At 42.5% G+C, this 13,531-nt stretch carries 15 protein-coding genes and 1 tRNA gene; 1 reads left to right on the top strand and 15 read right to left on the bottom strand.

The window, feature by feature from the left end:
• Window position 1: 1 nt before the first annotated feature.
• The 4 genes from ACOOEY_RS13575 to ACOOEY_RS13560 form a co-directional block, all read right to left on the bottom strand.
• Window positions 2–1,540, bottom strand: coding sequence for a phosphatase PAP2 family protein (locus ACOOEY_RS13575; protein WP_420385262.1), 1,539 nt, complete (start codon window positions 1,538–1,540; stop codon window positions 2–4).
• Window positions 1,537–2,478, bottom strand: coding sequence for a transporter (locus ACOOEY_RS13570; protein WP_420385261.1), 942 nt, complete (start codon window positions 2,476–2,478; stop codon window positions 1,537–1,539). The genes ACOOEY_RS13575 and ACOOEY_RS13570 overlap by 4 nt, the downstream gene beginning before the upstream one ends.
• Window positions 2,479–2,892: 414 nt before the next feature.
• Entirely contained in the window at window positions 2,893–3,438 is a 546-nt protein-coding gene (locus tag ACOOEY_RS13565) for a hypothetical protein (protein ID WP_420385260.1), read from the bottom strand.
• Window positions 3,439–3,669: 231 nt separating this feature from the next.
• Window positions 3,670–3,742 (bottom strand) — tRNA-Lys (locus tag ACOOEY_RS13560).
• 183 nt (window positions 3,743–3,925) lie between these two features.
• On the opposite strand from ACOOEY_RS13560, the gene ACOOEY_RS13555 reads away from it, so the two are divergent.
• Window positions 3,926–4,552: an SH3 domain-containing protein gene (locus tag ACOOEY_RS13555; protein ID WP_420385259.1), complete on the top strand. Its 627-nt coding sequence runs from the start codon at window positions 3,926–3,928 to the stop codon at window positions 4,550–4,552.
• Here the strand turns inward: ACOOEY_RS13555 and ACOOEY_RS13550 are convergent.
• The 11 genes from ACOOEY_RS13550 to ACOOEY_RS13500 all read right to left on the bottom strand — a co-directional run bounded on the left by ACOOEY_RS13550 (window position 4,549) and on the right by ACOOEY_RS13500 (window position 13,531).
• On the bottom strand, window positions 4,549–5,766 hold the full coding sequence (locus ACOOEY_RS13550; RefSeq protein WP_420385258.1) for an NADH-quinone oxidoreductase subunit D: 1,218 nt from the start codon (window positions 5,764–5,766) through the stop codon (window positions 4,549–4,551). The two genes, ACOOEY_RS13555 and ACOOEY_RS13550, sit on opposite strands and share 4 nt — an antisense overlap.
• Entirely contained in the window at window positions 5,766–6,269 is a 504-nt protein-coding gene (locus tag ACOOEY_RS13545) for an NADH-quinone oxidoreductase subunit C (RefSeq protein WP_420385257.1), read from the bottom strand. The genes ACOOEY_RS13550 and ACOOEY_RS13545 overlap by 1 nt, the downstream gene beginning before the upstream one ends.
• Window positions 6,238–6,759, bottom strand: a complete 522-nt coding sequence (gene nuoB, locus ACOOEY_RS13540; RefSeq protein WP_420385256.1) for an NADH-quinone oxidoreductase subunit NuoB — start codon at window positions 6,757–6,759, stop codon at window positions 6,238–6,240. The genes ACOOEY_RS13545 and nuoB overlap by 32 nt, the downstream gene beginning before the upstream one ends.
• On the bottom strand, window positions 6,759–7,226 hold the full coding sequence (locus ACOOEY_RS13535) for an NADH-quinone oxidoreductase subunit A (RefSeq protein WP_420385255.1): 468 nt from the start codon (window positions 7,224–7,226) through the stop codon (window positions 6,759–6,761). Before ACOOEY_RS13535 ends, nuoB begins: the two co-directional genes overlap by 1 nt.
• 2 nt (window positions 7,227–7,228) lie before the next feature.
• Window positions 7,229–7,861 (bottom strand): LON peptidase substrate-binding domain-containing protein, encoded by a 633-nt coding sequence (locus tag ACOOEY_RS13530; protein ID WP_420385254.1) that lies wholly within the window; start codon window positions 7,859–7,861, stop codon window positions 7,229–7,231.
• A gap of 43 nt (window positions 7,862–7,904) precedes the next feature.
• A complete protein-coding gene (gene icd / locus ACOOEY_RS13525) occupies window positions 7,905–9,131 on the bottom strand; it encodes an NADP-dependent isocitrate dehydrogenase (RefSeq protein ID WP_420385253.1) in 1,227 nt (408 codons plus the stop codon).
• A 72-nt stretch (window positions 9,132–9,203) separates the two neighbouring features.
• Window positions 9,204–10,022 carry a 3-methyl-2-oxobutanoate hydroxymethyltransferase gene (panB, locus tag ACOOEY_RS13520; protein WP_420385252.1) on the bottom strand — a complete coding sequence of 273 codons (819 nt, stop codon included), beginning with the start codon at window positions 10,020–10,022 and terminating at the stop codon, window positions 9,204–9,206.
• Window positions 10,023–10,175: 153 nt separating this feature from the next.
• On the bottom strand, window positions 10,176–10,715 hold the full coding sequence (locus tag ACOOEY_RS13515) for a hypothetical protein (RefSeq protein ID WP_420385251.1): 540 nt from the start codon (window positions 10,713–10,715) through the stop codon (window positions 10,176–10,178).
• A complete protein-coding gene (locus ACOOEY_RS13510) occupies window positions 10,693–11,640 on the bottom strand; it encodes a hypothetical protein (RefSeq protein WP_420385250.1) in 948 nt (315 codons plus the stop codon). Before ACOOEY_RS13510 ends, ACOOEY_RS13515 begins: the two co-directional genes overlap by 23 nt.
• Window positions 11,641–12,183: 543 nt before the next feature.
• A complete protein-coding gene (locus ACOOEY_RS13505; protein WP_420385249.1) occupies window positions 12,184–13,005 on the bottom strand; it encodes a mechanosensitive ion channel family protein in 822 nt (273 codons plus the stop codon).
• Between the two features lie 22 nt (window positions 13,006–13,027).
• Window positions 13,028–13,531 carry a phosphoribosyltransferase family protein gene (locus tag ACOOEY_RS13500; protein WP_420385248.1) on the bottom strand — a complete coding sequence of 168 codons (504 nt, stop codon included), beginning with the start codon at window positions 13,529–13,531 and terminating at the stop codon, window positions 13,028–13,030.

Genomic DNA, 13,531 nt, shown 5'->3' with positions numbered 1-13,531 from the left:
CTTAGTTAGCCCCATCACTCTGCGCTCTGGCTAATGTATAGTTCGCTACATCTATACCCTGGTCAGTACCCACAGTAGCATCGAATGTCCAGTGAATACCTCCATACACTCTTGAAATGGCGGCTTCTTCTGCCCAGGCACGAAACTTTGTGGCTTCGGGAGGAAATACATATGCCAATATCTCTGCAGCGGCAGCTGAGAACACACTATGACCGGAAGTATATGATGGAAAATTGGGTGTACCGGCTATGGTTTCAAAGCCTTCAATCTGCTGAATCGGTCTCGGGTAGTGATAATAGTATTTGGAATCCCAGCAACTGATACCGGCATCCATCATAGCCATATTCAGGTAAGCATAAATTCGGGCAGTCCGTAAAGGGTTTTGGCGATATCCCACCAGGTATCTGTTGGCTATATCATTCCAGTGACCCGGAGGTGTGTAGGTACCCAAACCATCTTGCCAGAAATTGGCAATGGCTCTCCACTCTTCCGTCATGTTATCGGCATAGTACTTCAATAGCTCTATATCCTGAAGGTATTCATCTGATCCTATCGCTGGTGGCGGTGCTACCCTGGTGAGTTCTACATCGGGCACACTCCACATTTCCAATTCACCGTAAAGTGGTGTTAATCCTACCGGTCTTTGTGGCAACTCCTGGTTAATCCACATCCAGCCAAATCTTTCCATGGCCGCATTGGCTATTGAGTCGGAAACACGCTTTGGTGTTTGTGCCTTACTCATACCATCCTGGGCCGCGCGGTTAAGTGCGAGTGTGGCCACTTCCTCACCAATCAACTGGCCGGCTTCAATATCGCTGCTCACATAGCCTCCGGAAAGTAAGATACTGTTCAGGTGTTCATCCGCTTTCTCTTGCAGGTACTCGGCTTCCAGTGGAAACATGGCGGTCAATACTCTTCTCGATGACTCAGCGATAACAGCACCTTCAGAAGGATAGGCCGGAATATTATTATCTGTATAAGCATAATCTATCGATTGGCTCTGGGTAAATGCTGCCGGACGGTTGTAGTTGAATTTATGATGCCATGCCGAGATCATTCCATCGAACTGAGCTACCGACATATAGGCCAAAGCTCTTACAGCATAGGGAGGGTGTGCAAATGGAAATGGTGGCGGGCCGTCAGGGTTATTCGGATTAGGCAAGGTGTATGAGCCATCGTCATTTGGACCAGGAATCAGATTGTACTTAGCGATAAGCTCAAGTGCAATCTCATTCCAACGAATGCCCGGATTGTCCGTCCAGTAGGCCAATGCTTCTCTTTCGGAGTCAGTCATTTCACTGATTTGCATTTCAACATCGGCCAGCTCGGCCAGATAAGCCGCTGAGCTCACATCAGCAGGGGCAGGAATAGCTATATCGGAACCCGCATTGAGTAAAACAGGTGTCCAAGTACCTCCATTAGCATCCATGGTGCTGTACTCAAAGCTTTCATAGGGTAGATAAGTAGGTAGTTCTTTGTCACAGGCTCCAAGAGCCAGTAGTATCAGGAATATTGGGATGAGTTTCAGTTTCTTGATCATGATTTAGGCTTTAGGAAGTTGAAAAAATAGGTAACACCAACACCGACAGTGCTCATCTTGGGTGCATTGCGTCCGCTGATGTTCTGGTTGTAATAGGCCACAAAGCCAAGACCTTCCACACTTTTGATATAGTAGTGAGCCAATACTCCTACCCGACCCCAGTTCACTTTATTGGTAGGTTGAGCCGCATTATAGGCTCTGATATCATCTCCACTCAGGGAATTGCTACTCAGGTAACTTACTTCTACCTGAAGTGCATTTTGCATAAACCATGAGCCAAGAACGGTCTCTATGGTAAATGCATTGGGTACATCCATCCAGGTGGTATAATAGCTACCATTATTATAGTAGTATTCCCTTTCCGCCTCAGAATAGCCTCTCCACAGGTACGCTCCGGCTACCCTTGCATACATTCCTTTATTGTGCTTGTACTGAAAAATTCCCCGGTAACTCAACTCAGGGGCACCGTTTCCGATAGAATACGGTTTATAGTCGGCCAGATAATTAGTGGCAGGAGCAGAAAACCCGATGGTTCCCAAAATTCTCAGCTCGCCATTCATCATTTCCTTTTGAAAGGCCTTATACTTCACCGCAACAGTAAAGTCCTGAAAGCCGCTTACTCCGGCAAATTTTCCTCCATTGGGGGTTGAAGATTCTGTTTTAACATGAGGCAGACCTACATATACATTCAGGTCGTTAGTGATGCCTATGGCTGCCATAGCCAGTATTGACCTTCTGCTTACTTCGGCAATAGTTTGATTTTCTCTTAAGGATGAGCCTTCCCAATATTGATCGAAATTGCCCTGACGATAGTCGAGCAGAATACAGATCATGCGTGACCCCATCATGACAGCGTCACTTGGTGTTTGTGCCTGAAGGCCGGAAGTCAGTAACAAACCGACCAGCAAGCCAATGACTCTTTGTTTTTGTTTTTTCATGGTTAAAGTTGATTCAATGGTTTACCCCATCATCCATTCAAAAAAATCCTGGAAAAAATTCGAGTGTTTGACTGCAAGCAGTCTCCATTCGACCAGGTTGATTCACATTTTCAAAACGGAATACGAGTTTCAGTTTTAGCCCACTCGCTTTTGGCTTGCGGACTCAGTTAAAAAATTCAATGATTAGGTTAACCCGGACAAGGCTTATAAGCACTTTGACCGAATTCAGCCGATTCGACTAAACATTCGAATTGAGGGTGATCAGCGTGTATCAGTTAACGCCCGAAAAAAATCGGATCAGGGCAGGTTAAATGATACCTGTTTACCTTATTTCAAGAAATATCAGTGAAATCAGCAAACGTGAGGGTAAGCACTCTTCTGTAAGAGCGACCTCAGTTTCTTCCAGAGGCCTGATTAAACCTGTTGTGGCGGTTCTGTAGGAACTTCGAGACGTGGGTTAGTGTAGAACTGCTCTAGCTCGAAGTGAGTAAATTCATCAAGTAAACCGAACGATGCACTTCTTTCGATTACGATTTTTGAGATATTAAATTCTTTGGAAAAGACTTTTACCTGTAGTTTACCCATGGTACCGGACTGAAGGTCATTGCCCATAGTAGCCACCCAATCTTTAATGACAGTTTCTAATGAAATTTTGTAGCTATCTGCCACTACCTTCATTTCCAACGTATCATTTCGATAACGCTGCTCCAGCACTCTGTAGAAACGACCATCCTTTTCGTAAGAGGTGTTTACCACTTTAAACTCCTTATCATCGGGCATGTAAGGAACTGTAATGGGTACTTTAATCAATTCGATATTGCTGTGATCAAGGGTCTCAGCATAGATTTGATCTGACCATTTCTTCTCGATATGCTTGCCCACCCAAAAGTCTGCAGCAAAGTATCCGAACTGGTATACTGCCAGGCAAACGAGGAGCGATATGGCGGTTAATTTCTTCAAGAGAAATGTTAATAATCGCTAAATCTAAGTAAAACTGATTAACTAAAAAATAATCGTCCGGTTAATCCTTCGTAGTTTGTCGAAAATTGACCGCTCAAAAAACAAATGGCGAAATGCGCAATGCTCAACAGAAAAGAGCTTCCTTAATCACAAAAAATATTATAGATAGCGGGTGCTTTACGAAAAATAAGGCACAAAAAAACCTCAGAAACATTCTGAGGTTTTGGGAAGTGATCTGGCTGGGGCTCGAACCCAGGACCCTCTCCTTAAAAGGGAGATGCTCTACCAACTGAGCTACCAGATCAAGAAGTTTTAATTGGGTAATTAAGGCCGTTTTCCTTAATTGCGAGTGCAAAGGTAAGACCTTAGAAATAAAATGCAAAACAGGACTTTCAAATTTATAAATTTAATATTCATAGGAATTGTTTTTTCTTTTCAAACAGCTGTATGCCAGTCAGTTACAGAAGATATTAATAATGCAGATTCTTTGTTTTCTGCCAGAAGGTACACGCAATCCCTAAGAATTTATGAGCAGATCTATGAAGAGCAACAGGAAGCTACACCTGCCATGTTACTCAAGATGGCTTATAGTAATGAGGCCATGGAAAACCTGGGTAAGACATTTCTTTACCTCAGCGATTATTACAGACTCACTGGGGATGAGGAAGTTCTGAAGAAAATGGAACAATTGGCCAGTGTCAATGGACTGGAAGGTTATGACATGTCTCAGTTCGATCAGGCCAGGAAAGTAGTTGAAGATTACAAGCTTCAAATACTGGGAGTACTCTTTGCCTTTGCCTTGCTTATACTGGCTATGATTTTTAGAAAATTAAAGAAACACCAGACGAAATCTCCAAGCCTGGCAATTAGTCTAATTATTATTCTGGCGCTCATCTTCTATACTGTTAACCTCAATTCGAACAAGACCAAGGCGCTGATTATACAGAGCAATGCCTATCTCATGAGCGGACCTTCTGCGGCAGCTGAATTGATAGAGGTAGTCGGGCAAGGGCATAGAGTGGAAGTGATTGGCAAGAAAGACATTTGGTACGAAATCAAATGGAAAGGTCGCAGGGCTTATGTCAGAGAGAACAATCTGAGAGAATTACTTTAACGATCTACCTCTCCCAAGACAATATCAATTGACCCAATAACTGCGATCAGGTCAGCAATTTGACCTCCTTTCGCCAACTCATTGATAATAGACAGGTTCACAAAACTGGCTCCCCTCGCTTTACAACGGAAAGGTATATCTGAACGACCATCAGCTCTAAAGTAGAAACCGGTCTCTCCTTTCGGATTCTCAGCACGTACATAAAGATCTTGAGCTTTAGGCCTGATTTTCTTAGGTACCATGGCTCTGGGATCAAAGTCTCTGTCGCGTTTGTGTTCTTTAGTGAGTCTTTCCAGTGACTGTTCAATGATACGAAGTGACTCATAGCATTCCTGTACGCGTACCCAGGTTCTGTCCCAGCAATCCCCCAGCTGACCCATTTCACCCTTGCCAACAGGGATATCGAAATCTATCTCAGGATAAACGGAATATGCATCCACTTTCCTCAAGTCGAATTTTAGCCCGGAACCTCGAAGCATGGGTCCGGTAATTCCATAATTGATAGCTAAATCTTTAGGGAGCACCCCAACATTGGCGGTTCGATTCACAAATATGGTGTTGTCAATCACCACATTTTCCAACTCTTTCAACTTGGGCTTAAGGTACTGAACGAACTCGAGACATCTTTCTTCAAAACCAACAGGAAGGTCATAGAATAAACCACCGACCCAGATATAGTTGTAGAGCATTCTGGCACCGGAAACCCATTCTAATAATCTGAGAATATGCTCACGGTCACGCATCATCCAGAAAAAGGCGGTAACTGCTCCCAGGTCCATACCGTAGCTCCCCAAAGCCACAAAGTGCGAAGCCAGTCGGTTGAGTTCTGCCACGACTACCCTGATATACTCTACCCGCTTAGGTATTTCCTTTTCAATTCCCAGCATACGCTCAACGCCCATCGCAAAGGCCAGCTCATTGTTCATCGCGGCCAGATAGTCCATACGGTCAGTGAAGGGTAGGGTCTGATTGTAAGGCAGGTTTTCTGCATGCTTTTCGAAACAGCGGTGCAGATAGCCGAGATGGGGAACGACCTCTACAATTTGCTCTCCCGAGGTAATGACTTCCAGGCGCAATACGCCATGAGTAGATGGGTGCTGAGGACCAATATTGACAATCATCTCATCGTGCTTCATATCTTCCTGACGGAATTTCTGAGGCTCTGATTTATTCAGATTTTCGTTGTCGAATATGTATTGAACCTGATTTGCCACTAATATTTTACTTTCATTCCTCTGTAATAGGTCTGCTCCTGATAGTCCTTTCTCAGGGGATATCCCTCCCAGTCGGCAGGCATTAAGATTCTTCTCAAATCCGGATGTCCTTTGAAGTCAATGCCATACATATCATAAACTTCTCGTTCCTGCCAATCGGCTGTTTTCCAAATATTCGTGAGTGTACTTACTGCCGGTTTCTCACGATCGAGTATCACCTTAACCATGAGATGGAAGTCATGGGGTATGGAATAGAGATTATAGATTACCTCCATAGTATTAACCTCTGGACCGTTATCGAGTCCGGTGATGCAAGAAAGCATATCGAAGTAGAGCCTGCTGTCAGAATGGAGCCACTGCATGATGGCGATCAGTTGATCTGATGGCACCACCAAACCCTGCGGACTGGCATTTTCAACCAACCCGAATTCAGCTCCACTGAACTCTTTCTCCAGCCATATTTTGATTTCCTCAGCCTTCACTTGCTGCCAATATTTTTTCAACCGCCTTTGGAGCAACTATCGATTCACTTCTGATTTTGTCCTGTAGCTTGATGAGCCCTCCGATCAACGCTTCGGGTCTTGGAGGACATCCGGGCACATATACATCTACAGGAATAATTCTGTCGACTCCCTTTACCACATGATAGCCATGCTCCCAGTATGGCCCGCCACAATTAGAGCAGGAGCCCATGGAAATAACATAGCGTGGCTCGGCCATTTGCTCATAGAGTCTTCTTACCCGATCGGCCATTTTGAAAGTTACCGTTCCGGCCACAATCATAACATCGGACTGCCGGGGACTTGCTCTGGGAATTACACCAAAGCGGTCAAGGTCGTATGGAGTAGACTGGGCGCTCATGAATTCAATGGCACAACAGGCGGTACCGAAGCCCATAGGCCACATAGATGAAAGTCTGGCCCAATTGATCAGGTCTTCCAGTTTGGAGATAATAATACCTCCCTGTCCCAGTTTTTGATCTAACAATCCCATTAATCCATATACTTTTTATAGGCTTCTGAAGGAATTTTGGAAACGAAATCAGCAGGCTTTTGCTGTGGCTTCACCCAATCGAGATATCCCTTTCTCCAGGCATAAACCAATCCGAGCGCCAAAACCACAATAAAAATCACCATTTCTGCCAATGCAAACCATGCCCATTGCCAGTCGGTTCCCTCAATCATGGCCTTATCTCCGAAGATAATGGCCCATGGGAAAAGATATATGATTTCTACTTCAAAGAGCAGAAAGATTAGAGCAACGATATAGAATTTCAGGTTGAACTGCCCCCAGGCTGAGCCAACGGTATCTTCACCAGATTCGTAGGTCGTGAGCTTTTCGAAGTTGGGCCTGTTGGGTCTAAGCAATTTGGCCACAAAAAGCATAGTAAGGGCGAAGACCAGTGCACCCAGAATGAAAAGTAAAATTGTACCGAATTCTGAAAGATTACTTTCGATCATATTTAAAAATTCAGCGGATCGTGATGCTGAAAATGGCCGTTCATCTTAATCTTCTCTTTGGCTCTTTCCATTTCTGTTACCAATGGCAAAGCCCTTTTCAGGTGATTGATCATGTAAGTCTGCCTTTGCGACTCACGAACCATTTGAAGCATATCGTACTCCTGTTCCAAAGATAAGCCTAATTTATGTGCCAACTCAAAGGAATTCTTCACGAGCTCCACATCAAACTTGGCTTCCATTTTGAGCACTTCCATTAAACGGTGTGCCAGTTGCTTCAGTTCAATCCATTGGTTGGGCTGTTGATCATCTACATTTTTGATGCTTTCCACCTCTCCGCCTGAATAAAGCTTAGTGCCCAGCTTATCATTAAATGAAAAAATCTGAACTGCATTAAGACAGCGAGTAATGACATCCATTTCCCCAGTCGGATATCTTTTCACCAGTTCAACTACTTTCATCTCACTACCAAAGTCCATGACATGTTCATTGAACAATGGAATGACGAAGGTCTGGTCATTTTCCAGACATTCATTGATCAATTGTTTATAGCGGGGTTCAAAAATATGGAGGTTCACCTGCTCTCCGGGAAAGGCAACCAGCTTGAGAGGAAAAAATGGAACGACTCTTTTAGACATGGAAAAACTGTTTATTAAAAAAGCCCCTTGACGGGGCTTTTGTTTACATGTTTTTCACAATTTCTTCTCCAAACTCTGAGCATTTGAGCAAGGTTGCTCCCTCCATCAATCTTTCGAAATCGTAGGTAACTCGTTTTGAAGCAATGGCTTTTTCCAGTCCGCTGTAAATCAGATCTGCAGCTTCCTGCCATCCAAAGTACTCCAACATCATAGCTCCTGAAAGAATCACCGAACCAGGGTTTACTTTGTCCTGACCTGCATACTTAGGTGCTGTACCGTGAGTAGCTTCGAAGATGGCGTTACCAGTGAGGTAGTTAATGTTCGCTCCGGGAGCAATACCAATTCCACCTACCATAGCAGCCAAAGCATCTGATACATAGTCACCATTCAGGTTCAATGTAGCGATCACAGAATACTCAGCAGGTCTTAATAAGATTTGCTGAAGGAAAGCATCGGCAATAACATCTTTAATGATTACCTGATGACCATCCTTTTCGATGATTTGCCATGGACCACCTTCATAGTCCTGAGCGCCATACTGATTTTTAGCCAGTTCATAGCCCCATGATTTGAAAGCACCTTCGGTGAACTTCATGATGTTACCCTTGTGAACCAGGGTTACAGAATCTCTCTTCTGAGCAAAAGCATAGTCGATAGCTGCTTTCACCAGTCTATGTGTACCCTCTTCAGATACCGGCTTGATACCATATCCGGCAGTGTCAGGGAATCTAACTTTCTTATATCTGGCAGGGAAGTTCTCTTTCAGCAGAGCAGCAAACTTAGTAGCGTCTTCCGTTCCCTTTTCAAACTCGATACCAGCATAAATATCTTCAGTATTCTCTCTGAAAATAACCATATCACAAAGACCCGGCTCTTTCACTGGTGAAGGAGTTCCTTCGAACCAACGCACAGGACGAACACAGGCATACAAATCAAGCTCCTGACGGAGGGCTACATTCAGCGACCTGATACCACCACCTACAGGTGTGGTCAATGGCCCTTTAATACCCACCAAATACTCTCTGAAAGCATCAAGAGTAGCTGCCGGCATCCATTCTCCGGTTTCGTTAAATGCCTTTTCACCAGCAAGAACTTCTTTCCACTGAATCTGCCTGGCACCATTATAGGCCTTAACAACAGCACTGTCCAAAACATGTTTCGCAGCAGGCCAAATGTCAACACCCGTTCCATCACCTTCTATAAAAGGTACGGTTGGATTGTCGGGAACATTCAGCACACCATTATTGATGGTTATCTTTTGTTCACTCATGATTAAGCTTTTGAATTTTCTTTATTAAAAATTTAGGACGCGCAATGTAATAAAATCTAGCATTTTGGTAGGCTAATAGCTTTCCTTTTCATTGGGGAAGCTACCTGATTTCACGTCCTTCACATAATTCTGAACAGCTTCATTGATCATATCGCCCACCTGGGCATATTGCCGCAGAAATCTTGGTTTGAACTCAGCGGTGATTCCGAGCATATCGTGCATAACTAATACTTGCCCATCGGTATAAGGTCCGGCTCCAATTCCAATGGTCGGAATCTTGATTTCCTCTGATACTCTTTTGGCCAGTTCTGCCGGAATTTTCTCCAGTACAATTCCGAAGCATCCACAGGCTTCCAGTATTTTAGCATCCTCAATTAGTTTTTCAGCCTCTTCTTCTTCCTTCGCTCTAACCGCGTAGGTTCCAAACTTATAAATAGACTGTGGAGTAAGACCGAGATGCCCCATAACAGGTACGCCTGCGCTCAGTACTCTGGTGATAGATTCCTTGATTTCGGCACCACCTTCCATTTTGACAGCATGGGCACCAGACTCTTTCATGATTCTGATTGCAGACCTCAAGGCTTCTGAGGAGTTACCCTGATAAGATCCGAAGGGTATATCTACCACCACAAAAGCTCTGTTGACTGCCCGAATCACTGAACTGGCATGATAGATCATTTGGTCGAGCGTAATTGGTAAGGTCGTCTCATGACCTGCCATCACATTCGAAGCGGAATCACCTACCAGCAGAATATCAATCCCCGCACTGTCAATCAGTTTTGCCATGGAGAAGTCATAGGCGGTTAGCATGGAGATCTTCTCTCCCCGCTCTTTCATAGCCTGTAATTGGTGAGTGGTAATCTTTTTTATATCTGATTTATGAATAGACATGCCGTAAAAGTTAAAGGGGTAAATATAAGCATTTACCCCTTTAACTAAATGACCTACTCTGGCGCTCAAATTTGTACTTGCGAATAGTATTAGGCATCAAGAATGTATTGCACATGGTTAAAACCCGAAGCTTTGAAGAAATGTAGTTTTAAACTATCTATTGACCTTAATTCTTTGATTGGTAAAGAAGCTCAGACTATCCGTGTCTCCATCAATGTTTTGAACAATATAAATATCAACAACCCTGAGAGCCTCATCGGTAATCATAAAGAAGGGCGTGGGAATGAAACTGAAGTTGTCGTGCAAATAATCTCCCTGATCAATGTAGATACGATCTTTAAAGTCATAATAAATCTGATCCTGACCAATATTCGTTTGAAAAGCAATCGGAATAGTAGAAACACCCGCTTCGGATAAATTTCTGATAATTTCAAAGCCCTTCTGAACACAATTGCCACAATCATAGCCTGAATAGTAAAAGTATAAACCATTCTCCTGGAGCTGTTGAGAGTCAATAATCTTACCTAAGAACTTAGCCTGTTTATTTACAATGTTTTTCTTCACTCCTGAGAATTCCCTTGGCGACTTTTCAGGAAAAGATAATTCTTCCTTATTCCTGGTAGTCTTGCCACTGCAATTGATCAAACAAAAAAAGACCAGGCCTAGCACACTAATCCTGAAAAGCAAACTCATGTAACTCATTGGTAAGCGCATCAAAGGCAAACATTCTTTCATTGGAAATGGGAAGAATTTGTTCATACCATCCCCCTCCATTCGACAAGTCAATTATTCTACCTATTTCCATTTCCTCCTTTATGGAGTCGTAGTCTATTCTAATCACTTTATTCAGCAGCCTTTTAAAGCGAATCCCTGAATTGTAATCATCAACTCTGAAATCCTGATAAGTGGCCAAATAGATGGATTGATCAAGACAGAAAACGTCCGCAAAAAGCATCAGAATTGTTGAGTTGTTGTTGAGGTAAATATCCTCAGATCGAAGAATTGAGTTTTTCAATAAATCTAAATCAGTCAAGTCTAGCACTGATAAAAGCTCAAAATTATTGTCCAAGAGCCTTATTTGGGGTTCAGTTGGAAAAACCTGGACAAAAGAACCACCTACTTTAAAAATGTAACCTTCACTTCTAATCCTCCTCTGCCATTTGTTTTCAATTTCGGATAGGAACTCTCCATGATATCTAAAAGTCTCATCTATCAAATCAAATTCAACAATTGGTGCCTCGACTGTGTCATGTGAAGTAGAGTAGTATATTTTATTTTTAAAGCTGGAAAGGTTATAGATATATTCTCCGCTAGTATTTATCCTAATACTTCTAATCAACTCAAACTCTTGGTTATACAACCTCAGTACACTGTGACCCGGATCATGAACATAAATACCCTCATCCGATGGGGCTATAATTCCAATATCACTGAACTCATTTGGACCATCACCAAATCGACCAACAATGGTATCGATGGATAATTCATTTCCCAGTATAAGAACCCTGTTTCTCTCTCTTTCGGATAATACAATAGCGGAATCAAAGAGATTAATATCTGCTATATCTGAAATATAGACGGAGTCCGACTCGGTAAAGTAGGATTCTACTTTGTTCATCTTTAAAGTCAAAGGGTAATCAGTAGACTTTACAGAACATGAGAACAAAGTGAAAAGGGAACACACAGAAATAACAATAGTTAGTTTCAACTCTACCGTTGTCTGCATCAGCTCGTATGATTAAAAGAATCTCCTATTCCGGTGTTGGTCCTTCACAGTAGGTCTTTACTCCATCACACATAACCCAACTGTCACCAGGAAATAATTTGTTCTTTTTTCTCTTGCAACCACTTCCCGAACATTCAATAAAATCATTTTCATTAGACCCACATGAAACGCGCACTGTACAGGTAGCATTCAGCTGGGGAACCCCAGAAATCAGCAATGACAGGGCCAAAACAAACCGTAGTACTTTTTTCATTTTTATTTTAAGTTTAAATCGTTATAACAATTTAATACTAAAACTCAAATGAGAAAGTCTTAAATAGAAAATTTAAATTATTGAAGTATTCGTATGAGTATTCAGCCCAAAAGAAAAAAGCAAAACTCAACACCTGAATGCATGGTTTTGCTTTTCCCTTATGAGTAATTACTTGGTATAAACTAATGATTGTAGACGTGTACGTCTCTTTGAGGAAACGGAATGGAGATACCTTGTTTATCGAATTCTTTCTTCACTTTTTCGATCATATCCCAGTTCAGGTTCCAGTATTCTGCAGTATCTACCCAGGCTCTTACGGTAATATCTACACTACTGTCTCCCAGATTTCCAACTCTTACAAAGGGAGCAGGATCTTTATGTACTCTTTCATCGGCTTCAAGAAAATCCATGATGATTTTCTTTGCCTTGTCGAAATCATCTTCATAACCTATTCCAAAAACCTTATCCCACCTTCTTTTAGGCTCAAGGGTAAAGTTGGTGATGTTAGCACCAGCAACTGATCCATTGGCCAGATAAATTGTTTTGTTATCGGGAGTCTTGAGAATGGTATTGATAATTGTAACCGAGTGCACTGTACCCGATTCACCATTCACTTCCACAAAATCGCCCGCTTTAAAAGGTTTGAGGGTAAGAATAAGAATTCCACCGGCAAAGTTTGATAGTGAGCCCTGCAGTGCCAAACCAATGGCCAGACCTGCCGCACCAAACACGGCTATAAAACCGGAAGTCGGGATTCCAACAATGCCTATTACCGCGAAAATCAATGCAGCCATAAGTGCTACATTAACAACTCCCCTGATGGTTGGAATAATCGTTGGGTCGACCTCTCTCTTCTGTAGGGTCTTCGTGAATTTCTTAACGATTGCCTTTACTATGATTCGTCCAACGACTAATACAGCAATAGCTCCGACAATCTTCAAACCGTATTGGTAAACCATGTCAGATATGCTATTCCATAAATCTTGTAATTGTTCCTTGTCCATAAAGTATGTTTTGGTTTGTTAGTTAGTATAGATAAACTGAATATTCTTCTTCATCCAGCTTAACATGAATGTGCTCTTCAATGGTGGTGCCCAATTCAAACCCCTTATAATCTACAGCTATGGGAAAACGCTTATGAGTTCTATTAACTAAGACCGCTGTCTGAATGTTTCTCACAGGCATTTTTAGAAAAGGATCAAGTGCATACACCATTGTTCTGCCAGAGTTCAGCACATCATCTACTACCACCATAGTGAAATTAGGAACATCGGGCTCTTTGGAGAAGCTTACTACAGGCTGACTCTGCGCATCCTTATCAATATCTATTCTGATCAGCTCTACCTGAATGTCTGAAATGGCATTGACTTCCTTTTTAATCATTTCGGAAATCTTTACTCCATTACTATCGATTCCTGCAAGGAATATCTTTTTGACATCGTAGTTATTTTCATAGATCTCATAGGCCATTCTTCGAATGATCTGATCAATCTGAGCTTTTTCCAGAATTCTTTTTTGGGTGTTTTGCAT

The sequence above is a fragment of the Roseivirga sp. genome, assembly GCF_965216855.1.
Lineage (GTDB): Bacteria > Bacteroidota > Bacteroidia > Cytophagales > Cyclobacteriaceae > Roseivirga.
Note: the sequence above shows the minus strand (reverse complement) of the source record. Positions and strands in the feature narration are given on the sequence as shown.

What these genes read in the sequence shown, in the direction of transcription:
- ACOOEY_RS13575 (WP_420385262.1), bottom strand. Translation starts at nt 1,540, where the DNA reads ATGATCAAGAAACTGAAACTCATCCCAATATTCCTGATACTACTGGCT.
- ACOOEY_RS13570 (WP_420385261.1), bottom strand. Translation starts at nt 2,478, where the DNA reads ATGAAAAAACAAAAACAAAGAGTCATTGGCTTGCTGGTCGGTTTGTTA.
- nuoB (WP_420385256.1), bottom strand. Translation starts at nt 6,759, where the DNA reads ATGGGATTGTTAGATCAAAAACTGGGACAGGGAGGTATTATTATCTCC.
- ACOOEY_RS13535 (WP_420385255.1), bottom strand. Translation starts at nt 7,226, where the DNA reads ATGATCGAAAGTAATCTTTCAGAATTCGGTACAATTTTACTTTTCATT.
- ACOOEY_RS13530 (WP_420385254.1), bottom strand. Translation starts at nt 7,861, where the DNA reads ATGTCTAAAAGAGTCGTTCCATTTTTTCCTCTCAAGCTGGTTGCCTTT.
- icd (WP_420385253.1), bottom strand. Translation starts at nt 9,131, where the DNA reads ATGAGTGAACAAAAGATAACCATCAATAATGGTGTGCTGAATGTTCCC.
- panB (WP_420385252.1), bottom strand. Translation starts at nt 10,022, where the DNA reads ATGTCTATTCATAAATCAGATATAAAAAAGATTACCACTCACCAATTA.
- ACOOEY_RS13515 (WP_420385251.1), bottom strand. Translation starts at nt 10,715, where the DNA reads ATGAGTTTGCTTTTCAGGATTAGTGTGCTAGGCCTGGTCTTTTTTTGT.
- ACOOEY_RS13510 (WP_420385250.1), bottom strand. Translation starts at nt 11,640, where the DNA reads ATGAACAAAGTAGAATCCTACTTTACCGAGTCGGACTCCGTCTATATT.
- ACOOEY_RS13505 (WP_420385249.1), bottom strand. Translation starts at nt 13,005, where the DNA reads ATGGACAAGGAACAATTACAAGATTTATGGAATAGCATATCTGACATG.
- ACOOEY_RS13500 (WP_420385248.1), bottom strand. Translation starts at nt 13,531, where the DNA reads ATGCAAAACACCCAAAAAAGAATTCTGGAAAAAGCTCAGATTGATCAG.